The organism is Paenibacillus sp. FSL H3-0302 (assembly GCF_037982245.1).
Lineage (GTDB): Bacteria > Bacillota > Bacilli > Paenibacillales > Paenibacillaceae > Paenibacillus_AQ > Paenibacillus_AQ odorifer.
Genome location: NZ_CP150284.1, coordinates 6,577,559 through 6,601,066, shown reverse-complemented (window position 1 = coordinate 6,601,066; position 23,508 = coordinate 6,577,559). Strand labels below are relative to the sequence as shown.

The window sequence follows — 23,508 nt, the reverse complement described above, 5'->3', positions numbered from 1 at the left end:
GATTTTGCTCAAATTCGCTGAATATTAGGGAAGTTTTCCCTGATTTGCAGTTATAGGCACCTGAAAGACCAAAGATCAGGGAGGATTTCCCTAATCTATTTCTGTCGCTGCTGCTCACGCTCTATATACTCATACCGTAATATGGACATGATATGCAGAGATTCAAAATGTCCCTCAACCTTCATACAATCACGTAGAGTCCCTTCCAGTGTAAAGCCACAGCTTTCATAGACATGGCGAGCCCTGTGGTTGTGATCTCTAACATCCAACCATAGCCGATGCGTCTCGGTGTGCTGGAAGATCCAGTCGCTCACGAGACGAAGCGACAGTTTGCCATACCCAAAGCCCTTGGAATGGATGACGATTCGTTTAATACAAACGGTAAGATGAATATCTTGAAGTCCTGTTACGATGATATAGCCGACTCTTTTCCCGGACCTCTCCCAAATTGTAAGATGCAGGATATCTGGATCATGGATAGCCGTAATGTGCTCCTCTTTACTCCACTGTCCGATATAGGCACGATTAAGCTCACTTTGTTCAATGGCTAGAACGAACGCTAAATCCTGCTCGGTGGTAGTTTGTAGATCCAACATTTCTGAATGAATGATCATAACCTTATGCCCCCGACTAATATGTATTTTTATCCATAGTAACGAAGAATTTTCTCCCTGTCATTTAATTAGTCCCGGTTGCTCACTCTATATTGGCGGCACTGTAGGAATGAACGTAACTTCGTGTATAATTGAGACCAAGTGTTAAGAATTCCAATCGGATGAGGAGATCAGCTGGTTATGTATTTTCTTGATATTATGTCTTGGCTGACAGAGGATAATCTGCGGCATCTGCTTGAACAATATCGTTCGTTTGGGCCCTTTCCGGGTATTGCGTTAACGTTTATGAAATCATTTATACCACCACTGCCAACTATTGCGATCGTAGGGTTAAATGGGGCCGTATATGGTTTATGGTTAGGTTTTTTGTATTCTTGGATCGGTCTGGTTGCAGGCTGTGTGACTACCTTTTGGATTATCCGCAAAGTAGCCTCCCATCGTTATTTACGAAAATGGGCAGCGCGGCCCAAAGTAGCCAAAAGCATGACCTGGGTACGGCAAAGCGGATTTAGCTATGTTTTTCTGCTTAGTATATTTCCGGTAGGGCCTTTTGTTGTGATTAATATGGCAGCGGGGCTTGCCGGGATGAGGTTCCGTTCGTATCTTCTTGCGCTCACGGTAGGCAAAGCGATTATGGTATTTGCAGTTTCATACATTGGCAACGATCTGGAACGTTTCATTCGCCAGCCGTGGGAGATTATCTATGTTCTGTTGTTTATCGGGCTGTCGTTATGGGGAGTCAAAGCCATCGAAGCGCGTTTTGCTAGAACAGCACAGGATGGGAACAAGATAGCTTAGCATAGAGTCAGAATTAACTGGAATCCCTAAATTTAAATAGAATAAAGGAGGAAATGATGATGAAATATCGTAAGCTTGGCAGTACAGGAATGAATGTCTCGGTGATTGGCCTAGGGACTTGGCAGTTTGGCGGAGAGTGGGGCAAGGATTTCACTCAGGTTGAAGTCGATGCCATGCTGGATAAGGCTGGAGAGCTGGGTATTAATCTGATTGATACGGCAGAATGTTACGGAGATCACTTGTCGGAGAAGTTCATCGGGGATTATCTGGCGCGCCGCAAACGCGAGGACTGGGTTGTAGCTACGAAATTTGGGCATCATTTTCAGGGGCATTTGCAGCGGGAACAGCTATGGCGTGCTGAGGATGTGCTTAAGCAGCTGGACGACTCCCTCCGCGCACTCCAAACAGAGTATATTGACCTCTATCAATTCCATTCCGGAACGGATGAGCAATTCGATAATGATAAGCTGTGGAGTATGCTCGACAGACAGAAGCAAGCCGGCAAAATCCGTCATTTGGGCGTGTCGATCAGTGCATCGGGCTCGGGGGTGCACCAGACCTCTGCGGCAGCGGATGTGCAAGCAGAGGCCATACAAGTAGTATATAATCGGCTGGATCGTCAACCTGAAGAAGAGATTCTTCCGCTGTGCATCGAGCATCAATTAGGTGTGTTAGCTCGCGTTCCGTTAGCCAGTGGTTATTTGAGCGGCAAGTATAAGCCAGATGCGGTTTTTGCTCAGGGTGATGTGCGAGCTAACCATAAAGAGGATGTAAGACAAAAGCAGCTGCGCGCAGTAGCAGGAATTGCTGCTAATGAAGTGCCGTCAGGTCTGGATATGGCGCAGTGGGCTTTGGCTTGGTGTCTCCAGCATTCCGCAGTAACCAGTGTAATTCCGGGCTGCAAAAATGTAGAACAAGTCATCTCCAATGCCAGTGCTGCCGATTTGGACATGGTGAAGGGCAACGTGTGATAAGTTAGATTGTTACATGGTGAAGAGTTCTTGGAGCTTCATCTCGGGTGAATGCTGCGCGTAGATATGATTCCAGCTGTTCGTGGAAGTATCGTAAAGGTAGTCCTGCTTCCATTGCTGGACATGGGTCGCAATACTCCTTACAGCGGATACAATTCTCTCTACTTCCTGATTAGTCATAATGGGATGTAGGGAGATGCGAATCCACCCTGGTCTGAAGGATTGGTCGCCGCTCATGATCGCTCCGGCAATCTGAGCGGATTGCGTCCACCCTAATCCAAGCAGGTAATGTCCGTATGGACCTGCACAAGAGCAGCCGCCTCGAGCTTGTATGCCGAAACGGTCATTCAACAGCTGAACAGCGAGGTTGTAATGGATATCACGAAGTGTAAAAGAGACGATTCCATGACGTTCTGTATGATCTCCGGCCAGCAGCGCGCATTCCGGGATGTTGCGGAGCCCTGCCATTAATTCCTGACACAGCTCGTGTTCTCTAATCACCATATATTGACCGTTTCCATTCATCTGCTCCTTCAGCTTCACGCAAAGTGCCGTGCGAAAAGCCTGTAAAAACCCCGGTGTTCCCCCGTCTTCCCGCATCTCAATCGCATTAGTGTAGCGGCGTCCTCCCCAAGGGTTGACCCAGGCTACTGTACCTCCACCCGGTTCGTCAGGAATACGTCCATTGCTCAGCGCTTCATCAAAGATTAGAACGCCATTTGTGCCCGGCCCACCCAGAAATTTATGCGGAGAAAAAAAGATCGCATCAAGCTTCTCCAGTGGAGAAGGGGGGTGCATATTGATAGGCTCGTAGGGAGCACTGGCGGCAAAATCCACAAAGCATACGCCCCCATGACGATGCATAGTAGCCGCTAGCTTTGCGTAAGGCGTCTGAATTCCAGTCACATTAGAACAAGCTGTAAATGAACCAATCTTGAAACGGCGATTGGGGTACAGTCGCAGCTGGTCTTCAAGCTGTTGAGGGTCAATATTTCCGTCCTTTCCGGCGGGAATGGTAACGACGTCACCAAGTCCCTCCTGCCAAGGAAGAATATTGGAATGATGCTCCATATGGCTGGTGAAGATAACGGGGCGGTCTTCCAGTGCACGGTTATTATGTTCCTGTAGCCATTCCGGGAGCCTTAATCCCATGATACGCTGCAGCTTGTTCACGGCTCCTGTTGTTCCATTGCCGCAGAAGAGCAGTACATCCTGAGGGCCAGCATTTACATGGTTCTTAATGATTTGGCGAGCTTCATTATAAGCCTGCGTCATGATTAGTCCGGTGGTGTTGGAATCTGTATGTGGATTGCTGACGTAGGGACCGAAGGCTTCCTGCAACTTGCGTTCGATCGGTTCATATAAGCGCCCGCTTGCGGTCCAATCGGCATACAGAAGCGGCTGTCTGCCATAAGGGGTGTTGATTTGATGCCGAATGCCGATGGTGTGACCACGAAAAGTATCAAAATGGTCTTGTAATGAAGCGGGCGTCTCTGCAGAAGAGGCGTGGATGATGTTTAGCACGGATATTCCCTCCAGCCCGTACGCCGTCAGTGTTAAGTTAATGGGTGTATTTTCGGCGTGCCAGTAGTTTCTATGGCAACAGTATATGCCTGCATGGGGGATTGGGTTAAAGCCTAGTCAGACTTTAAATAAATAACTGTACATCACTTTCTAAAGCATCTTTTAAATATGCCGCAGCATCGATGATTTCGACCTCTGGCAGCAGTTCCTCGGGCTTAAAGCCCATGATCTCCACAGAGAGCTTGCAGGCATAGAATTTGATGTTTTTTTTACGAGCCCCTTTTAGAAAATGAATCAGCTTCGGTGCGCCTTGTTCCTCCATCATTTCCTCGAGCATCATTCGTCCCAGCCCGCTAAAGTTCAGATGAGAGAGCGGCAGCTGCCCAGGGCCCTTCGGTGTAATAACATCCATCAGCTTCTCGTAGATACTCTTGTCCTCAAGAGTCATCTTCTCCGGATCACGCACCAAAAATAGACCCCAGAATGAAAAAAACATAGTAACCTCGACATCGATATCTCTTGCGGCATTTGCTAGGATCAGTCCAGCCATCGCTTTGTCGTATTCCCCACTGAACATTAGCAGATTGATTTTTTTGCTCACCCTGATAATCCTCCCGTTACTTTTATTAGAATGTCATTAGTATGGTTGTGGTGGGGAGAACTATGCGAAGAAGCTTTCTGAAATTATAAAAAAAAGCCCCCTTTCGGGAGCTTGAGATTTACTAATGTACTTCAGGATCTTTAGATTCTGGGCCTGCATTGCGACTGATGTCGTAATAACGGGCGGACAGCCAAATAGCTCCGGTAAATAACACAATGAGTCCAAGGACGATAGAAAAGCGCCAATCGCCTGCTTTAAAATTCAACTGAAGCACCGTTAGTACTAGTGAAACTTGGGTCCAAACCAGTGTTCTTTTGCGAAAAGCCGCAATATCGCCAACCATCTTCGGGATATTCCGAATGATCAGATAGGCAATAACTGCGAGAATAAGGGCGAAAATAGCAGTTACCGCTAATTCAGAAGAGGACAGGACATGCATAGTCTCAGCATCCTTTCGGCTTGCAAAAGTATTAGTTTCAGATCAGAACAATTTCTATTTTTTGAAGATGCCCAGCGGAGCTCCAATCGGTAAGAAGCTGCGGCCGAAATGAGCGTTTAGCACGGATGCTCCACATCCGTAAAGGGACACGATACCAATACCAAGCTCAGCACAAGCAGCTAGCTTATGGAAGAATTCTGGAGCGATCCCAAAGGAATCAAAGGTTAGTCCGATAAAGAGAAAATCTATCAATACAAAAATGATAAGCAGAACTCTATTTGCCTCAACGGCACCAATCGTCATAAAGAGTGTGAAGATCAAGTAACCCAGAAATACAAATCCGAGCTGCTTAGGATCTACAGCCTCCGCAAGCGTTGGACCAAATACGCCAAGCTTGATTAGCCAGCTGCTAGCCATGCCGAACCAAAAGAAAGCGTAGGCGCCAAAGGCGGTCATACCAAAGGTATTGTTGTGCTTAGCATCCTGAATGGCGGCGAATAGCTGCGCGAATGCTCCCAGGAAGATAGCCCAAGGAATAACGTAGCTAAGTCCTGTTGTAAATTCAAGCTTCTGTGAAGAAGCGACCAATGTGACAATAGCCAGTCCGAATAGCCCGATGGCGCTAGGGTCGGCAGTGACGATTTTGACAGATTGGGTGTTAGGGGATTGCGCTGACATGACAGTAAAAGCCTCCATTATTATATATAGTTTTACGCTCTTAAAAACAGCCCGTAAGGGGCGCTGTTCATAGGCTTGCCTATCATATCATATCGGTATGTGCTTGCCTATAAAACAACACTCATTTTTTGTCGTAAAATAGGGGTCCTGCGTGAAATAAGGAATTGTTTACATTTTTATCTTCCATTATCAAGATACTTAACCAAACAAACGGAAGTATTATGTCAAGAATAGACATTATATGCAGTGATAATCTTCACAATCTATTGAAAATTGATGTATAATAGTCAGTGATAATTATTATCAAATCATATGAAAAAGGCGGTAAGCTTGAAGTGAACAAATGGACATTATTTACCAAGGCGACCCGGTTTTGGAGTTTTTCTGTTATGCTCATCCCGATTGTTTTGGGGACCGTTGGGGCATATGTATGGGAAGGGACATTCCATCCGGTTTTATTTATTCTTACCTTAATAGGGGCGATTTCGGCGCATTTGTTCTCCAATATGGTGAATGATCTGTGGGACTTCCGTAACGGAACCGATACAGAAGCAAAGAATTCCGCTGGTGAAATCAGCACAAACTCCGGGCTACTGACAGGTGGAATCCTCTCGGAGTCTTTTTATGCAAGGATGACCTGGAGTATGCTGGCGATTGCCCTTATCTGTGGTGGGATTCTTAGTATATATAGCGGTTGGAATATCCTTTGGTTTGTACTTGTTGGTGCTTTAATCGCTTATTTCTATGTGGCTCCGCCACTGCGTTATGGCTATCGCGGCAAAGGTTATAGTGAGATGGCCATTTTTATTGCTTTTGGGATTATGCCTGTATTAGGCTCCTATTTCGTACAAACCGGTCAGTTCAGCATGAAGCCTGTAATTCTCTCGCTGCCTGTCGGATTTTTAACTACATTATTGTTGTTTAATCACCATTTCCTACATTGGAAAGCGGATGAGCAGGCGGGTAAGCTTACGCTTGTTGTAGTATGGGGAGAACAAAAGGCGCTTGTATTCTCACGTGTACTTCTTTTTACTGGCTACGCTTCGGTGATAGTCTGTGTGCTGTTGGGTGTACTTCCTGTTTACGCACTGTTGGCGCTGGTTACAGCTTTCTGGCCGCTGCGCATTTACAGTAGTCTGAAGCAACATAATGCTTCGCCGGCTTATATCCCGCTGATGGGTGCTTCACAAAAAGCCTCCGTACGCTGCGGAGTAGTAATGGCAATAACTTTATTAATTCAAGGCTTGATCTGATACTAATAGATGGACTACAGAAGGAGTGAGCTTTCATGGAAAAGAAGGACAAGGAATTGATGGCAGAAGAACAACAAGTTAAAGGCAATCGCATGGTTCTTGGGGATTTCCACTCCATTTTAGAAGAAGGAAAGGTCTGGAAGACGGGTGGATTTACACTGCCTGACGGATCATTTTGGGCTTACCGTGAGCCGGAGGCTGTAGTTATCGTTCGTAATGATACCTTGTATGTACGTGCGAAGTTATCTCGTGAGAACCATCAAGTGCAAATTCTGGACAATGCCAAGCACATGTATTATTCAGCCAAGCCAGTGGAGATTCCGGAAGCTGGAGAGATTAGCATTGAGCTGCAAATTCGTTGCCGTACACAAGGAACTGCACCTGGAGATCTGTATGATGGATATGTATCGCTGAACCTGCTGGATTTCACGACAGGCGCTGCGCTCGATTTCTTCGCGGGAAATGACAAATATGCTAGTGTATATGGTATTTTGCCGTTCCCGGGTGTACAAGTGCCAGAAAGCACTGGAACGAAATATTTCTGTATCTTTAAAGAAGATACGGATTTCAAACCACGGGAATTCAATACGTACCGTATTACCTATCACCGCGGCAATGATGAGGCTGTATTCTATTTGAACGGCAAGGAAGTACGCCGCGAGAAAAATATACCGCTTAAATTCAATAACTTCACTGTAGCGCTCGGAATTATGACAGAAAAGGATCTGAGTCCTGAAGGCAGTGTGTCTGTACATGGACAAACAGTTATTGCAGAATGGTCCCCGGTGACGGTTACAACAACTGAACAGTAATGCCTTGCAGGCTCATTTGACAGATAAGGGTGTATGGTGTGAATATTAAAAGCTTTCTAAGATTTGTGGAGCTGCCGACGAAGGTAGCCAGTATTATTCCGTTTCTAATGGGAACGTTGTATGCCCTGTACCGGTTTGAGGATTTTTACGTACTGCGTTTTGGATTGATGTTCGTGTCTTTGCTTAGCTTCGATATGGCGACGACGGCGATTAACAACTATTACGATTTCAAAAAAGCCTCCAAAACCCACGGCTACGGCTACGAAACGCATAATCCAATTGTTCATTTTAAGCTAAAAGAGCGCACCGTCGTGGCGACGATTGTTATTTTGCTGGCGCTGGCAGCAGGGGGCGGGATTGCGCTTGTCACTCAGACGGGTTTGCTGGTCTTTTTGCTGGGTGGACTGTCGTTCTTGATCGGTATACTTTATTCGTTCGGGCCGATTCCCATCTCGCGTATGCCGTTAGGTGAGCTGTTTTCGGGTTTGTTTATGGGCTTTGTTATTATTTTTATCTCTGCCTATATCCATACGGATGAGCATGTGGTTTCACTGCTGCTTCAGAACGGCTGGGTCAGCTTGAATATCAACATCGTGGAAGTGCTGTACCTTTTCTGGTTTTCCGTGCCCGCTATTTTGGGGATCGCAGGGATTATGCTCGCTAATAATATTTGTGATATTGATGAGGATGTGGAGAATCGCAGGTACACGCTTCCGGTGTACATTGGCCGCCGCAAAGCGCTTGTGCTTTTTAAATATCTCTACTATGTCTCTTATCTGGATCTTGTAGTGCTGCTGATCTTAGGGATTAACCCTATTCTGGTTCTGTTGATTCTACTTACGCTGATCCCGCTTCGCCGAAATATTGCCTTGTTCACAGAGAAACAGGAGAAGGCGAGTACCTTTATTCTTGCCGTCAAAAACTTCGTATTGATGAACCTTGCGCGTATAGTTGTGCTGGGTGCGGCTGTGCTGTTAAATGCACTAATATAAACATTCATATTTTATAAAAAAGCAGTGTCTATCGGGGTTGGAGCTCCTTTTGGCACTGTTTTTTTGCAATTTGCAGGCTTCTTTCTGTTAGAGAAACGTTTCATTCTATGATAAGGTGGCTTTAAGTATAGTAAGTAATCTATAAGGAAGAAGGTTAGCAACGATGGTGCAAAAACTTCGCTGGGGAATCATGGGCTGCGCGCAGATTGCGACAGGTTCAGTGATGCCGGCTATAATGGATTCGGAGACGGGAATGATTACAGCGGTAGCCAGTCGCGGTTTAGAAAAAAGCAGCGCTGTAGCCGCAGAGTTCGGAATAGATAAAGCTTACGGCAGCTATGAGGAATTACTGGCGGATAAGGATATTGATGCGGTGTATATTCCACTGCCAAATCACCTCCATCGGGAATGGGTAATCCGTGCGGCGGAAGCTGGAAAACATATCTTATGTGAGAAACCGATCGCGCTGAACAGTGAAGAAGCGTCTGAGATGGTAAAAGCTTGTAATGATGCTGGAGTCCATTTGGCAGAAGCTTATATGTATCGGCATCATCCTCGGATTGCGGAATTGCAAGAGATTATCGCTAGCGGTGAAATTGGCGAATTACGCTCCATTCGAGGCACTTTTACTTATAATGACGCTACAGACACCTCTAATATTCGCTTTAAATCCGCTTGGGGCGGCGGCTCGCTTTATGATATCGGCTGTTATCCGCTAAGTGCAGCACGACTGCTGTTCGGAGCTGAGCCAGAAGCCGTAACAGTTCATGCTATGTTTTCTCCGGAGCATGACAATGTAGATATGATGGCTTCAGGGCTGGTAGAGTTTCCAAAGGGGCTAAGCCTGATTTTTGATTGCGGGATGTGGGCTTATAACCGCCAGCTGTTAGAGATTCTGGGGACCGATGGAATGATTGAAGTGCCTATGCCTTTTAATGCTAGAGATGAGGATGCTGAATTTTTTGTGCATACGGGTGAAGGGGTAAGACGGGTTGATGCCACCGGGGCGAATCCCTATACACGGGAGGTCGATGATTTTGCCGCCGCAGTATTTACAGGAAAAAAATTATTTGCACCTGAGGATGCAGTGCTGGGCATGCAATTGATCGAGACTTGTCTAGCTTCTGCTAAAAAGCGGGAAAGAATTAGTATGCTATAAGAAGATGAATCCAATAGGAATCTATGCAAAAAAAACCTCCGGGCGCTCTGCTTTACGCAGATTCCGGAGGTTTTTACAGTTTCAGCTTTTAAACGGTGCTCAAGAGAATATCATCGTCATCATTGCTATTAAACGCTTCGCGGTCAAATTCACCTTCGGAATTAGCTACTAACAGAGCTGTTACAGCTGTTCCAGTTGCGTTTACAGCGGTACGGCCCATATCGATGAGCGCTTCAACACCTGCAACGATAGCGATTCCTTCAAGCGGCAGGCCGAGAGCAGTTAAGACTACTGTGGTGGAGATTACGGCTGGTCCAGGTACGCCAGCTACACCAATGGAAGAAATAATACTTACTAATACCAGTGTAATATAGTCGGTCCAGTTCAGATCAATACCGAATACTTGGGCGGTAAATACAGCCACAATAGCTGGCCAAATCCCACCGCACGCATTAAAGTTCACAGATGCCCCTAACGGTGCGATAAAGCTCGCGATCCGCGGGGAGACATGAAGCCGCTTCGTAATCACTTCTAGATTGACCGGTAGGGTTGCGTAGCTGCTTCTGGTTGTGAAGGCAACGGTAATGGTTGGATACACTTTGCGGAAGAAACGAATTGGATTCACCTTCGCTACTAATAGAACCAATCCGCCAAAGATAAGTACAAAATGTATAATCATTGCTACGTACGAGGTTATAATTACACTGCCTAGCTCCTGCAACGTCTCCCAGCCATAACGTGCGGTGATTCCGGCAATCAGTGCGAATACGCCATAAGGCGTCAGGCGAATAATGAATTTCACAACCTGATGCAGTATCAGTGTCAGGGATTCAATAAGATCACGTACAGGCTTGACGGCTTCCGGTTTCTTGGAGCCAATCTTGATTATAGCCACTGCTAGGAAGATCGCGAAAATGAGTAGAGGCACAACCTTACCCGTAGCTGCTTCATTAACAGGGTTAGATGGAACAAGATCGAGGATAACCTGGGAGAAGGTCGGGATTTCCCGGGCTGCAAAATCTGCGGGTACATCTTGTTGTATACCATGGCCGGGATTGAACAGCAGCGCAACGGATAGGCCGATAATAGAAGCGATGCCCGTTGTTCCGAGGAACCAGGCGAAGGTTTTGATCCCGATTTTGCGTAGATACTCCAGATTGGTTAAGGAAGAAATGCTGTTTAATACGAGTACGAATACTAAAGGAATGACGAGCATGCGGATCAAGCTGACATAAATGCTGCCGAATGTGCTAATAGCTTTGGTCTCTAAATCGAAGTACTGAAAGAATATACCGGCAATAAGTCCGATGCCAAGTCCGATGAGTACCCGGGTACCAAATCCAATTCGTTTACGTGCCAGTAGAAACAAAATTGCAAACACAAATATGGAGGCGACAAATCCATACCAGTTCGTTTCGATGGCGGATAATAAGTTGTTATCTATGTTCACTACCAATACCCCCTTAAACCTAGTTTTTTAATGTGATTAATCCTATTGAGATCAATCTATATAGAATTTATAGTAAAGTCAATGTAATTATATGTTAAAAAATAATCAATTCCGATAAAAACCATGTGAAAAATAAAAATTGATTGACAAGGTACTATGGCATGAATAATATGGAACTTAATCACAAGCCAATTGGAATCGACTGGACAGCCGGAGATTCAACGAAAGACGCGTAAATTGCGTCCCGTTGAGTCTCTTTTTTTTTACTTTAGAGAAGGGAGAGTTACGGATTTAAGGTACAAGAATGTAGTGAAGGGGTTTCTTATTTTATTTGAAAAGGATGGTACACATATGAAAAAGCTTTCGATCTCTTTGGTTGCCGCCGCTATCGTCTTCTCCGCATTGACGTATGCCGCGGTATCCGCTAACAAAAAAACAGCAGAGGCAGCACCCATTCAAGAGAGTAGTAATACAGCAGTAACCGCAGCAGCTTTACCAGCAGCTACTTCTGCGGCAGCAGTTGTTGTTCAGGCAGAAGCTACTGCAGCTCCTGTAACAGAAGCTGTCCAGCCGGAAGCTTCGGCTCCAGCAGCTGAGACAGTCACGGCAAAAGCGACTACGGCCCCAGCCGCAGCTGTTGATTCTGCGGCGAAGGTTGTGGCTTCAGCAGCTCCAGAAGCGGGTGCAGTTCAGCCTAAAGCAGCTGCATCCCCGGCTGCGGACACCGCTAAGACGGCAACAGCTGCAACAACGGTATCTGCATCTGTTAAACCGCAAACCAGCGCAGCAACGCCTGCGCCAACTGCTGCGCCTACGACTGCTCCAAAAGCAAACGTAACCGCTAAAGCCGTTCAGCCGACCACCGCTCCTGTTGTATCTGAACAGCCTAAGGAAACCGCAGCTCCCGTAGCAAAAGCAACGGAGACACCTTCCAAAAAGGCTATAACCTTCTCTACCACAGAGGTAGTTAAGGCGACCCCGGCTCCGGTAGTTGAGTCTTCTCAACCGAAAACATCGTCTTCTGCACCTGCATCCACGGTCAGCGCACCAGCTCCTGCTCCAGCGGAAACGGTTCAGGCACCCGCACCGGCACCAGCCGCTGAGGAAGAGGTTTGTCCTTGATGAGCAGCAGGCTCATTCAGGATTCCTTTCAGCCCATTCTTCCCATAAACCTATTTAAGGCGAGGTGCACATAATGATACGACCATTAACCTTCAAAAAAATTGTAACGCTGCTGCTGGCAGCCTCCCTGCTAATCCTGCCTACTCAGGCAGGAAGAGCTTATGCTAATCCGGATACCGCAGAGGCGATAACCTCTTCACAAGGCGGCGTTAACCAGTTTGACTATTTCAGTCATGTCTATGACCGTCTAAATGATGCTAACCATGTATTTAAAACAGCGACGTATGAAGATATCGTTCATCTTTTTGAGAGTGAAGGCACATACGCTGTTCTGGTTGGCGGTGCTTGGAGCGAGAATACACAGGCTGATATCGGCTTTATCAACGAGGCAGCTAAGGAATATGGCATCTCTACGATTTATAACTTTGATACTAAGCTGGACGGGGACACCCTTCAGATTGCAGACAGCAATAATAAATTTGCCTATAAATATGTTGATCTGGTCAACAAGTATTTGAAGAATTTAAATCTATCTTCCAAAGATGATCCAGAACGCAATGTCAGCTATACCAATACAAACGGGGAAGTTGTGACTGCTAACAAGCTCGAGTCTCCATTCTTATTGGTATACAACAAGGATCACAAGGATGCACAGGGAAATAGTGCTCCTGTCGTATCCTATCTGGATAAGAGCTATTCGTGGAATGAGTTCCTGACGAACGGAACACTTGATGCGGCGAAGGTTAATGCGTATAAAACATCAGTAAGTGAGGTGCTGGGTGCCGCTTCCCGATATGACACTATCGACGAGTCGGCTTATATCAAGGCTGCATTTAATAAGAACTATGAAGGGGAAAATGAGGGCAAACCTACGATCTTCAACGAAGCGGATGGCACGCTTGTTTATGAACATGTGACCTATCATCAGCTGAAGCAAATTTTAGCGAGTGAGGGAAACTATGCGATTTTGTTAGGCGGCTCGTGGTGCCCTAACACGCAAGCGGTGATTAAATATATCAACGAATATGCCAAAAAACATAATATCCATAAGATCTACTTCTTCGACACTAAGCTGGATGCTGGTGTGACCGTTGCTGAGCCTAATAACAACAGCGGCACTAAGGGCAGTGCGAATCCGCATAATAATAATGAGCTTCAGATTAGAACCACCAATCATCCGTATGCGCAGCTTTATGTTGATCTGGTTCGTACTTATCTGACCAATATCAAGACCGAAAACAATACAGCTGCTAAACCAACTGTAATTAGTTATGTAGACGGACTTGGAAACACTGTGAGCGGAGACAGACTTCAGGTTCCATATCTGTTCACTTATAACAAGGACAACAAGGATGCAGGAGGCAAAAACACACCGATTCTAGGGCATGTTGAACTTATGTACAGCTGGACGAATATCCAACCGGATTACGTGCAGGCTAATTACCCAATCGGAGCCAGATACAATAACACTACAACAGCGCTGGATAAAATATTCTCCAGACTCGAAGCTGTGCCGGCAGGACTTACGGGTGTAGCACCAACTGCGGCCGACAATAAGGATGGGCAAATTGTAGGCACCAGTTCAGCATTGGAATTTAAGCTTGCTGGAGACGAGGCTTACACCCCAGTTTCGGGATCAGCCATCACAGGGCTTGCACCTGGTGTTTATAAGGTAAGATATGCCGCAACATCGGGCTATCAAGGGCCAACCTCCGCAGCTGGACCTACAATCATTCCTTATAATGCTGGCGAAGACGTAAGTGTGGAAGTTCCTGCTTACACCCATCAACAAGCAGCTCCGATAGGACTGGTAGGCGTAGCCCCTACTTCTGAAGCTAATGATGATGGGCAAATTACGGGTTCAGCGGAAGGACAGGAGTATAAAGGCGTTGGAGAAGCTGATTATAAGCCTGTAACAGGTGCGGCTATCACTGGTCTTACTCCGGGCTTCTATAATGTGCGATATGCGGCAAAAGAGGGATACAGCGTTGGTAAAGACGCTACAGTTGAAGTCCCGGCATATGGTGAGCAAGCGGCACCTACAGGATTAGTAGGTGTAGCACCAACCAGTGCAGCTAATGACGACGGTAAAATTATAGGAACTACGAAAGCACTGGAATATAAGCTGTCTACCGTTACCGATTATGTCTACGCATCAGATGTAGAGATCGTTGGACTTGTGCCGGGTATCTATCAGGTAAGATACGCAGCTAAAGAGGGATTTAACGCGGGTAGAGCAGCAGATGTAATCGTTCCAGCATTCACTGCGGAACAAGCAGCCCCAACTGGGTTACAGGGAGTTGCTCCTACCTCAGCAGCGAACAACGATGGAAGAATTACGGGAACCACGACAGCCTTAGAATATAAGCTGTCGAGTGTAACTAATTATGTGTATGCACCAGATAAAGAAATCACAGGATTAATACCGGGCACGTATCAAGTGAGATACGCAGCCAAAGAAGGTTATAAGGCAAGTCCAGCGACTGACATTGTGGTTCCGGCCTATGTGCCTATTTCAGATCCTGGAACAGGTGGAACAAGTGGATCGGGTGGCAATTCTACACCGAGCACGACTACACCAACACCATCGGCAAGCCCGCAACTGGTTGCTACGGCAACAGCAGGGAGTACCGTGAACCTATCAGCAACAGCAGCAACTAAAACGGATAAAACCACAGGAGTTACTACTGCAACGATCACAAAAGAAACGGCTGCTGAATTTGTGAGTCTCGCTAAGAAGGCAGAGGCTGATGGGAAGAAGGCTATTCTTGAAATTAAAGTTGCAGCTACTTCGGATACTCAAACAGCTGATCTTATACTTCCAAGAAGCATAATTAATGAGTTAGCCGCCGGAACGAAGGCGGAGATTACCATTGATTATGAGAATGTGGGTACGATTACGTTTGATGCCAAATCATTGGCGAGCATTAGTGCAGCTTCAGATGCCGGAGACATCATTGTTAGAATCGCGAAGGTGTCATTAACGGCAGAAGGCAAGGCTGTTCTCGGAGACAGACCGGTTTATGACTTGTCGGTTATAGCGGGTGAAAGTACGATTTCCACCTTCGGTGGGGGCAGTGTTCGTGTCAGCGTACCGTACGTGCTGCAAGCGGGAGAACGGTCAGATGCAGTTATTGTGTATCACATTAACAGCACTGGAAGCTTGGACAATGTACGTGGAAATTACAATGCCGCCAAGGGAACTGTAGATTTCGTAACCACACATTTCTCCCAATATATTATTGGATATAATCAGGTGAGCTTTGCAGATGTTCCAGAGGCATCATGGTATAGCCATGCAGTAGGTTTCTTAGCAGCACGCAGTATCACATCTGGTACGGATGCTGAACATTACAGTCCGAATGCTGCAATCACTAGAGGGCAGTTCATCGTCTTGTTGCTCAAGGCTTATGACATCACACCGGATGCCATTGCTGCTGATAATTTTGCAGATGCAGGCAATACGTATTATACGAATTATCTTGCTACAGCTAAACGTCTTGGGGTAGCAACGGGTTCGGGAGATAATCAATTCCAGCCAGATATTCAGATCACTAGGCAGGAGCTATTTACACTCTTGTACCGCTCGCTTGTAGCGCTAGGTGAACTGCCATCTGAGAAGACAGCGGCCACGCTTGCCGGATTTAGTGATGCTGGACAGATCGCTGGTTATGCACAAGAAGCCCTTCAAGCGCTGGTAGAGAGAGGCGTAGTGACCGGAGCGAACGGTAAACTCAATCCGAAAGAAGTCACTACAAGAGCAGAAGCAGCACAGGTTATTTACAATTTGCTATCCAAATAATCAGCCACTAAGACATAGCGGACGTCACGTAAGTAGCGTTCAACTATGAATGCGGCGACTCGGTTTGGCTAAGACAGCAGAGCAGCGATTCCTCTTTTATTGGAGTATCGCTGCTCTGTTTTTTTGTTTGTTAGCTGGCTGGTTGCCCTTGCCCTGTCCGCTTGCCCTCATGCCCTCATGCCCTCATGCCCTCATGCCCGCTTGATTCAGCAGTTCATTCATTATCGGCGCGGCTTTCGGACCCAGATGACGTTATTTTCCACTTTCCAGCCTTTGGGGCATAGTTTCGGACTCCAGCGACGCTATCGCTTAGAAAAAGGTGTGTTTATGGTGTTTTTCATGCTGATAGCGACTATGGGGTCCTTTAGCACTCCAAATGTGGGAAAAAGCCGCGTATAAGGTCAGCTGTGTCCGATAGCGTGCTCGCTCTCTTACTTATAAATGCTACCCGACCAAACGTACGCTGATCTTAGGCCGGTTTGCTCAAATAAAGGGGGTGCCAACAGCCATTTCGTGGCATCGGTGGCGCTGCCTTTCGCTATAAATCTCTAGTGGGTGGCCTAATGGCCACTCTCTTTTTAACTAGACATAAGATTAGCAGACTAAATCATGGAAGAGGATTCTACTAAATGATACAATTATTGTAATTACATAAAGTAGTAATATTTCACATTATTGATTAGTTACTAGAAAGGGGACTGAGATATGGGTTTAGCTGACGATCCGGTCATAACGATTTCAGGTTTATGGATGAACTATACAGACCGAATGGTGCTAAAGGGAATTGATCTTAAGGTATATAGAGGACAAATTATTGGTTATATCGGCCCTAACGGGGCAGGCAAGAGTACAACGGTGAAGATTATGCTCGGTCTGGTAGAAGGATATAACGGTAAAGTGGAGATTTTCGGTAAGGATATTGCCGATGGAGATGTTTCTTACAAGAAACGTATAGGTTATGTGCCGGAGGTAGCCGAATTATATGATAGCCTCACTGCAAGAGAGTATCTAACCTTTGTTGGCGAGCTGTATGGGCTAGGTCGTGCCGAGGCGGACTACAAGGCCAAAAAATTAACTACACTGCTAGGTTTGGAGAAGTCTTACGATATGCGGATTTCTTCGTTCTCAAAAGGGATGAAGCAAAAGGTGCTGCTTATCTCCAGCATGCTGCATGACCCTGATATTTTATTCCTGGATGAACCGCTGAGTGGTTTGGATGCTAATAGCGTGATGATAGTGAAGGAGATTTTTGCATCGCTGGCGGCACGGGGGAAGACCATTTTTTACTCCTCACATATCATGGATGTGGTTGAGAAAATCAGCAGCCGGATCATTTTGATTGATGGCGGGGATATTGTGGCGGACGGAAGTTTTGCAGAGCTGAAGGAGAAAGGCCGTGAAGGGACGCTTGAAGATATTTTCAATCAATTAACCGGATTTGATAAATACCGTGATATCGCTGGTGAATTTGTTGCGGTCATGCAGGAGCAAGAGGTATCCTCTTATGACTGATTTCTTCGTGCTGAGGCTGTTGGATAAGCTGCGGGGTGCCTTTATAAGATTTGGAGTCGATTACGACACCATGCGGAGTATTTTACAGATCAAACTGACCATGGACGGAAGAAGAACGCCTACAGCGCTTGCAGGTATGCAGAAAAAGGAGAACGCTAAAGAAGGTTCACCCTTGCGATTACAGTGGATTTATTTACTGTTTGGTTTAATATTAATTCCGCTAACGCTATCCAACGATCACTATATGCTGCAAATGAGCTTAACCTTTGGGATCATTATGTTTTTTGTCTCCACAACCCTGATCTCTGACTTTTCTTCAGTAATGCTTGATTTACGTGATAAAAATATTCTTTTTTCCAAACCCGTCAACCGTACCACCTTAAATATGGCCAAAACCATCCACGTTCTCCTCTACTTAGGGACAGTTACATTGTCGATCACTGGTCCATCTTTGGTATTTAGCCTATTTAAGCAGGGGATCGCTTTTTTTCTAATGTATGCGGTGACAATTGTCTTGTTAGACTGTTTTATCCTCGTAATAACTGCACTGCTCTACCTGATGATCATGCGGTTTTTTGATGGGGAGAAGCTCAAGGATATTATAAATTATACGCAAATCCTTCTGACGATCGGAATAATGGTGGGCTATCAATTCATCTCCCGGTTGTTCAACCTCACTGAGCTTGGCGCTGCTTATCATCCTGCTTGGTGGCAGTACTTTATTTTTCCGGTTTGGTTCGCGGCTCCGTTTGAACTGTTGCTTGGTGGAGCTAGAGAACCCTATTACTTCATTCTTTCAATGCTGGCTTTGATAACCCCACTTGTACTGATCGCAGCCTATATTAAGCTGATGCCGCAGTTTGAACGGAATTTGCAAAAGCTGGCGGAGCAAGGCTCCGGTGGAAAAGACAAGGGCCAGATCGCAGAGTGGCTCTCGCGCAGAGTATGCAAGGAACCAGCAGAGGGGATTTTCTTTCGGTTTACTTGGTCCATGATGAAGAATGAGCGCGATTTTAAGCTGAAGGTCTATCCTGCACTTGGCTTTTCTATCGCATTCCCGTTTATTTTTATATTTGGTATATTGCAGAATAGTTATGATGGTTCCCTTAAAGGTTCAAAAGTGTACTTGTTAATCTATTTCTGCACGATGTTAATGCAGACTGTAATACAGATGCTACGATACTCTACAAGTTATAAAGGAGCTTGGATTTATAGGCTGATTCCTTTACCCGATAGCACGCCTATTTACCGTGGGATGCTTAAGGCGGCACTGCTACGGCTAGTCTTGCCTTTATTTGCTGTAGATGCGGTATTGTTCATTCTGTTGTTCGGTGTGCACATTGTACCTGATTTAGTAGTGGTATTATTCGCCATGTTGATTTTCTCAGTCATCTGCTTTCGTGTTTATCCCCGGAGCTTACCTTTTTCAGAGCGTTATGAGGCAGCCAAACAAAAGGATTACACTGGAGTCGCCTTCATGCTTATGTTTTTGCTGATGGGGATGGCGGGTATTCATTATGTCTTCACTTTATTTACCGGAGGAATTTACATCTATCTGTTAGTTCTGGTAGTTTTGAATCAATGGTTATGGCGAAAGACCTTCCCCAAAAACCCATCAACCACAGGTCACATATCCAACTTTTCGGGGTGAGTGAATGCGTCAAATATGGACATTTTTTGCCGACATAAAAAAAGGGTATAAATTCCAGTATTTTCTTAGACAATCGGCTGAATACAAGGTAGAATACATCTAAAGTTGCTTTTCAGGGATAACCTATAATCTTTACGCACTCTTCCATTTATCTGATATTCGTGTACTGATTTTTTACTTGAGAAATACGCTGCAGCGATTACGGTATTCAAAACCGGTGAAGAGGTTAACTAATGGATAAAATGGGAATCCACTATAACGTTTGGATTGTTTTACTATCATTTGCGCTAGCGGCGACTGCAGCTTATTCCGCGCTGAATCTGATCTCGCAAGTCCCTCGTTCGTTTGGGAAAGTTCGTCGCTTATGGTTAATATCGGGGGCATGTGTACTCGGCAGTGGCATATGGTCGATACATTATGTAGGGATTATGGCGAGCCGTTTTCCTTTTAGCGTGAATTATTATCCAGGCAGGGCTGTATTATCGTTATTGGTTGGTGTGTTGTGCTGCTATTCGGCATTCCGGATTACGTTTGTGCCACGTTTAAGAAAAAGTTGTTTAATAGTTAGTGGTGTTCTTCTAGGCAGCGGAATTTCGGCTATGCATTATATCGGAATGTCCTCCATGAAGATCGCAGCGGAGATTCATTATGAGATATGGACTCAGACATGTGCTGTAATCCTCGTTATGCTCTCATCTTTTATCGGATTATTTCTATTTCACAAGTTTAAAGACTATGTGGGTTTTAACCGCTGGAAGTTATACTCTGCTCTCTTTATCGGATTTTCGGTGACTGGATTGCATTATACGAGTGTAAGGGCGACTCATTTTGAATATAACGGTCTACTAGGCAATACAACTTTTTTTATGGAGACTGATGTTATTCTTTTAATGGGAGTGTCCTTGGTAACGCTATTTATGCTTGCGATTTCTGGTGGTGCTGTATTTCTGGACCGGCATGTGCTGGAACGGATGGCTTATTATGATCCACTAACTGATCTTCCGAACAGGCATGGCCTGGTACGTTATTTTAAAGATGAATTTTTCGGGAGTAGATCTGGCGCCGTATTTTTTGTGGATCTGGATCGGTTTAAGTCGATTAATGATACGCTTGGACATGATATAGGGGACTTGTTACTGCGAGAGGTCGCTATAAGATTAAGACGCTCTGTAGGAAGTAAAGGCAAGGTCTTTCGTTTGGGCGGAGATGAATTCCTGATCGCTCTTCCAGATTGTACTGTGGAGGATGCGCAAGAGGAGGCAGAGCACATTTTATATGAGCTTAAGAAATATTACAGTATTCAAGGTAATGAGCTATATGTTACTGCAAGCGTGGGGATCAGTATGACCCCTATGCATGGAACTGACCGCTCAGCGTTAATGAAGGCAGCCGATACAGCTCTTTATACCTCTAAGGATTCGGGTAAGAATAAATTCAGTGTGTTCGATCAGGAGATGAACCGCCATCAGCTGCGACGGATGTCGCTGGAGAAGGATCTTCGTAAAGCGCTGGCACGCTCCGAGTTTATGGTTGTGTACCAGCCAAAATGGGATTCGTATATGAACGTTACCGTGGGTCTTGAAGCACTGCTGCGTTGGCGGCACCCTGAACATGGGATAATCTCCCCGGCTGAATTCATTCCCATTGCAGAGGAAACGGGACTGATTGTCCCGATTACCTATTGGATGCTGCATGATGTATGCAGCCAGAACATGCTTTGGCATAAGGAAGAGATAGCAAATGTCGCAGTCTCTATTAATATGTCAGCACGGATGTTTGAGGGCGGGGGCTTATACGATGTTGTAGAAGAAGCACTCACACGTTCAGGTCTAGAGCCGCATTTCCTTGAACTGGAGATTACAGAGTCCATTGCGATGAATAACATGGAAGAGACGGTTGCGCAGCTCTCCAGACTTCGGGCACTTGGGGTAAGGGTATCACTGGATGACTTTGGGACAGGCTTTTCATCCCTTGGTAATTTAGATGAGATTCCAGTTAACACACTCAAGATTGATCAAGTGTTTATTCGTAAGAGCAAGATGCATTCCAAGAAAGCCATTATCAGTAATATCATTGCGATTGCCACCAATCTTAATATGGAGGTCGTGGCGGAAGGTGTGGAGACGCCAGAGCAGATTGAGCTGCTGCAATCCTTAGGCTGCAGAGTGATGCAGGGTTATTATTATGGGCGGCCAATGCCGGTGCATGAGCTGGGCCAGTGGTTTATAGCGAATACAGCAGTATCGTAGCAGATGATCTCAATACATAGAATAAGGGGCTAGCGTCTAAGCAGAATATCTCTGCTTGGATGCTAGCCCCTTTGCTATTAAGAAACCTTAAATCGTTCAATCAGAATTTGCAGCTTCTCAGCTAGGGAGGACAGGAAAGCTGCTGCAGACTCAACTTCCTCCATTGCGGCAAGCTGTTCTTCTGAGGAAGCGGATAATGTCTCTGCACTGCTGGCTGTCTGATTAGCGACATTTACGATATTCTGAAGGGTTGTAACGAGACGGTCGGAGATCAGTGAAAGCTGGCGAACCGTTCCTGAGATCTGCTGGCTTTGTGAGGCCATTCCCGAGACAGACATTTCAATTTCCGAGAAGGACTGGCCTGCCGTGGCAATCATTTCTCTGCCGTGCTCCATCTCTTCTGTAGAGCGTTTCATAGTTTCTCCAGCCTGATCCATCTGGTTTACGATGATGTTGACCAGTTGGCCAATTTGCGCAGCGGAATGGGCTGAGCGCTCAGCCAGCTTACGTACGGAATGAGCAACGACCGCGAACCCTCTTCCCTCTTCTCCAGCTCTTGCGGCTTCAATCGCTGCATTCAGGGACAGGAGATTGGTTTCTTCTGCGATGCTGGCAATAGTACCCACGATATTTTCAATTTCTTTGGAATAACCACCCAAGGTTTCAATAATGAGTGCTAGGTCGGTAATACTGTCACTTACGACTCTCATCTGCTGTGTGGTGGAATCCATTGCCTCACGGCCTGTACGTGCTTTATTAGCGTTGCTGACCGCATTATTCATTGCGTTATCTGCATTGCCTGCAATCTCTGTGATGAAACGAGACAGGTCTTGTACAGACTTATATTCACCCTCCATATTCTGCAGCTGTGAATTCGCGGTATCGGCAAGTTCAATCGTAACATTGACGCTATATTCACCGGCCCGGTTGGTTTCCTGCGCACTGGCGGAGAGCTCTTCGGAAGAGGAGGCTACCTGCATGGAGGTCTCATTGACCTCGGTAATAAGTAAGCGCAGGCTTTGGGTCATGTCATTGAAATCACGGGCTAATGTACCAATCTCATCCTTGCTGTTGAATAAAATAGGATTATGAGTAAGGTCGCCCTGTGCAACAAGGTTGACCCCTTTGGACAGCTTCGTTAACGGACTAATCATTCGGCGGATTAACAGATAAGCTGCCACAATAGCTATAACCAGAATGGAAGCACCGATAATAAAAGGCTGAACAATGATATCTTGAGTTCGTTCTTGAATTATGGAGCCATCGAAATTAATAGCCATCAGCGCAACTATAGGTTTAGATGGATCATGATCCTGATAGATGGGGCCGTAACCTGTCTTAAGTGAGGTACCTTCGTATGTATAAACCTTGGAGTAGGAGGAATGCTTGGACTCAGTGATATGTTGCTTAACTTCAGCTGGGAAATAAAAAGTATCGCCTGCTTTATAACCTCTAGCTTGGAAGCTTGAATCTGCGGCAAGTACTTTTCCGTCTAAGGATAAGATGAATGCCTCTTTAAAAATAGCCTTATGTGCTACAATCCAACCGATTCGATCCTCTACAGCCTCCAGTTTACTTTGATCGCCTGCCAACAATGCGGAAATGTCTGCTGGGTCAATCAGGCCGGTTGTAATATTAGCGCATCCTACCAATTCGATACCTGCGGCTTCGTCTACTTGCTTATAAGCTGTACGGTATCCGAAAAACCCGATGGATGATCCTACAAGAAGTAAGACGACGAACATCATCCAAGTTAATTTAGTTGCTAATTTCATTCTTCGCACCAACCTTGACAAATTATGTTCTCAGTGATAATAGCTCTCACCTCTACGATTATATCGTATTGATATGCTTATAACCTTACATGGAATATAGTATTTC

The 23,508-nt window shown here is 45.7% G+C and carries 18 protein-coding genes; 11 read left to right on the top strand and 7 right to left on the bottom strand.

The annotated features are described in order from the left end of the window. Positions 1 to 95: 95 nt before the first annotated feature. Complete coding sequence (locus MHH50_RS29345) at positions 96 to 614, bottom strand: GNAT family protein (protein ID WP_340033780.1); 519 nt, start codon at positions 612 to 614, stop codon at positions 96 to 98. A 180-nt stretch (positions 615 to 794) separates the two neighbouring features. Here MHH50_RS29345 and MHH50_RS29340 point away from each other — a divergent pair, with 180 nt between their 5' ends. Then, positions 795 to 1,412 carry a TVP38/TMEM64 family protein gene (locus tag MHH50_RS29340; protein WP_036682051.1) on the top strand — a complete coding sequence of 206 codons (618 nt, stop codon included), beginning with the start codon at positions 795 to 797 and terminating at the stop codon, positions 1,410 to 1,412. A 59-nt stretch (positions 1,413 to 1,471) separates the two neighbouring features. Further along, positions 1,472 to 2,383, top strand: coding sequence for an aldo/keto reductase (locus MHH50_RS29335; RefSeq protein WP_340034651.1), 912 nt, complete (start codon positions 1,472 to 1,474; stop codon positions 2,381 to 2,383). A 12-nt stretch (positions 2,384 to 2,395) separates the two neighbouring features. Here the strand turns inward: MHH50_RS29335 and MHH50_RS29330 are convergent, their stop codons facing one another. The 4 genes from MHH50_RS29330 to MHH50_RS29315 form a co-directional block, all read right to left on the bottom strand. Beyond that, a complete protein-coding gene (locus MHH50_RS29330; RefSeq protein ID WP_340033779.1) occupies positions 2,396 to 3,907 on the bottom strand; it encodes an aminotransferase class V-fold PLP-dependent enzyme in 1,512 nt (503 codons plus the stop codon). Between the two features lie 124 nt (positions 3,908 to 4,031). Continuing rightward, positions 4,032 to 4,508 (bottom strand): DsrE/DsrF/DrsH-like family protein, encoded by a 477-nt coding sequence (locus tag MHH50_RS29325; RefSeq protein WP_036682046.1) that lies wholly within the window; start codon positions 4,506 to 4,508, stop codon positions 4,032 to 4,034. Between the two features lie 121 nt (positions 4,509 to 4,629). Continuing rightward, positions 4,630 to 4,947 (bottom strand): hypothetical protein, encoded by a 318-nt coding sequence (locus MHH50_RS29320; protein ID WP_076124017.1) that lies wholly within the window; start codon positions 4,945 to 4,947, stop codon positions 4,630 to 4,632. A 54-nt stretch (positions 4,948 to 5,001) separates the two neighbouring features. Further along, positions 5,002 to 5,625, bottom strand: a complete 624-nt coding sequence (locus MHH50_RS29315; protein ID WP_036682044.1) for a GPR1/FUN34/YaaH family transporter — start codon at positions 5,623 to 5,625, stop codon at positions 5,002 to 5,004. 335 nt (positions 5,626 to 5,960) lie between these two features. On the opposite strand from MHH50_RS29315, the gene MHH50_RS29310 reads away from it, so the two are divergent. The 4 genes from MHH50_RS29310 (at position 5,961) to MHH50_RS29295 (ending at position 9,841) form a co-directional block, all read left to right on the top strand. After that, complete coding sequence (locus MHH50_RS29310) at positions 5,961 to 6,878, top strand: prenyltransferase (RefSeq protein WP_036682043.1); 918 nt, start codon at positions 5,961 to 5,963, stop codon at positions 6,876 to 6,878. A 35-nt stretch (positions 6,879 to 6,913) separates the two neighbouring features. Further along, positions 6,914 to 7,690, top strand: coding sequence for a DUF6081 family protein (locus MHH50_RS29305; protein WP_248548951.1), 777 nt, complete (start codon positions 6,914 to 6,916; stop codon positions 7,688 to 7,690). 38 nt (positions 7,691 to 7,728) lie between these two features. Further along, positions 7,729 to 8,682: a 1,4-dihydroxy-2-naphthoate polyprenyltransferase gene (menA, locus tag MHH50_RS29300; protein ID WP_076124015.1), complete on the top strand. Its 954-nt coding sequence runs from the start codon at positions 7,729 to 7,731 to the stop codon at positions 8,680 to 8,682. A gap of 163 nt (positions 8,683 to 8,845) precedes the next feature. Continuing rightward, positions 8,846 to 9,841, top strand: coding sequence for a Gfo/Idh/MocA family oxidoreductase (locus MHH50_RS29295; protein WP_076181991.1), 996 nt, complete (start codon positions 8,846 to 8,848; stop codon positions 9,839 to 9,841). A gap of 88 nt (positions 9,842 to 9,929) precedes the next feature. Here MHH50_RS29295 and MHH50_RS29290 read toward each other — a convergent pair whose 3' ends face one another. Continuing rightward, entirely contained in the window at positions 9,930 to 11,285 is a 1,356-nt protein-coding gene (locus tag MHH50_RS29290) for a dicarboxylate/amino acid:cation symporter (RefSeq protein ID WP_076282222.1), read from the bottom strand. A 357-nt stretch (positions 11,286 to 11,642) separates the two neighbouring features. On the opposite strand from MHH50_RS29290, the gene MHH50_RS29285 reads away from it, so the two are divergent. The 5 genes from MHH50_RS29285 (at position 11,643) to MHH50_RS29265 (ending at position 21,627) form a co-directional block, all read left to right on the top strand. Next, positions 11,643 to 12,413, top strand: coding sequence for a hypothetical protein (locus MHH50_RS29285; RefSeq protein ID WP_076124011.1), 771 nt, complete (start codon positions 11,643 to 11,645; stop codon positions 12,411 to 12,413). Positions 12,414 to 12,486: 73 nt separating this feature from the next. Next, on the top strand, positions 12,487 to 16,215 hold the full coding sequence (locus tag MHH50_RS29280) for an S-layer homology domain-containing protein (RefSeq protein WP_340033778.1): 3,729 nt from the start codon (positions 12,487 to 12,489) through the stop codon (positions 16,213 to 16,215). Positions 16,216 to 16,920: 705 nt separating this feature from the next. After that, on the top strand, positions 16,921 to 17,727 hold the full coding sequence (locus tag MHH50_RS29275) for an ABC transporter ATP-binding protein (RefSeq protein ID WP_340033777.1): 807 nt from the start codon (positions 16,921 to 16,923) through the stop codon (positions 17,725 to 17,727). Next, positions 17,720 to 19,378 (top strand): hypothetical protein, encoded by a 1,659-nt coding sequence (locus tag MHH50_RS29270; RefSeq protein WP_076307548.1) that lies wholly within the window; start codon positions 17,720 to 17,722, stop codon positions 19,376 to 19,378. Before MHH50_RS29275 ends, MHH50_RS29270 begins: the two co-directional genes overlap by 8 nt. Before the next feature lie 233 nt (positions 19,379 to 19,611). Next, the gene (locus MHH50_RS29265; protein ID WP_038573706.1) at positions 19,612 to 21,627 is read left to right on the top strand and encodes an EAL domain-containing protein; all 2,016 of its coding nucleotides are present in this window, start codon (positions 19,612 to 19,614) and stop codon (positions 21,625 to 21,627) included. Positions 21,628 to 21,704: 77 nt separating this feature from the next. Here MHH50_RS29265 and MHH50_RS29260 read toward each other — a convergent pair whose 3' ends face one another. Next, a complete protein-coding gene (locus MHH50_RS29260; RefSeq protein ID WP_340033776.1) occupies positions 21,705 to 23,402 on the bottom strand; it encodes a methyl-accepting chemotaxis protein in 1,698 nt (565 codons plus the stop codon). Positions 23,403 to 23,508: the final 106 nt, after the last annotated feature.

Coding starts and splice junctions, on each gene's coding strand:
- MHH50_RS29345 (WP_340033780.1), bottom strand. CDS start 614: ATGATCATTCATTCAGAAATGTTGGATCTACAAACTACCACCGAGCAG.
- MHH50_RS29340 (WP_036682051.1), top strand. CDS start 795: ATGTATTTTCTTGATATTATGTCTTGGCTGACAGAGGATAATCTGCGG.
- MHH50_RS29335 (WP_340034651.1), top strand. CDS start 1,472: ATGAAATATCGTAAGCTTGGCAGTACAGGAATGAATGTCTCGGTGATT.
- MHH50_RS29320 (WP_076124017.1), bottom strand. CDS start 4,947: ATGCATGTCCTGTCCTCTTCTGAATTAGCGGTAACTGCTATTTTCGCC.
- MHH50_RS29315 (WP_036682044.1), bottom strand. CDS start 5,625: ATGTCAGCGCAATCCCCTAACACCCAATCTGTCAAAATCGTCACTGCC.
- MHH50_RS29305 (WP_248548951.1), top strand. CDS start 6,914: ATGGAAAAGAAGGACAAGGAATTGATGGCAGAAGAACAACAAGTTAAA.
- MHH50_RS29295 (WP_076181991.1), top strand. CDS start 8,846: ATGGTGCAAAAACTTCGCTGGGGAATCATGGGCTGCGCGCAGATTGCG.
- MHH50_RS29285 (WP_076124011.1), top strand. CDS start 11,643: ATGAAAAAGCTTTCGATCTCTTTGGTTGCCGCCGCTATCGTCTTCTCC.
- MHH50_RS29280 (WP_340033778.1), top strand. CDS start 12,487: ATGATACGACCATTAACCTTCAAAAAAATTGTAACGCTGCTGCTGGCA.
- MHH50_RS29275 (WP_340033777.1), top strand. CDS start 16,921: ATGGGTTTAGCTGACGATCCGGTCATAACGATTTCAGGTTTATGGATG.
- MHH50_RS29270 (WP_076307548.1), top strand. CDS start 17,720: ATGACTGATTTCTTCGTGCTGAGGCTGTTGGATAAGCTGCGGGGTGCC.
- MHH50_RS29265 (WP_038573706.1), top strand. CDS start 19,612: ATGGATAAAATGGGAATCCACTATAACGTTTGGATTGTTTTACTATCA.
- MHH50_RS29260 (WP_340033776.1), bottom strand. CDS start 23,402: ATGAAATTAGCAACTAAATTAACTTGGATGATGTTCGTCGTCTTACTT.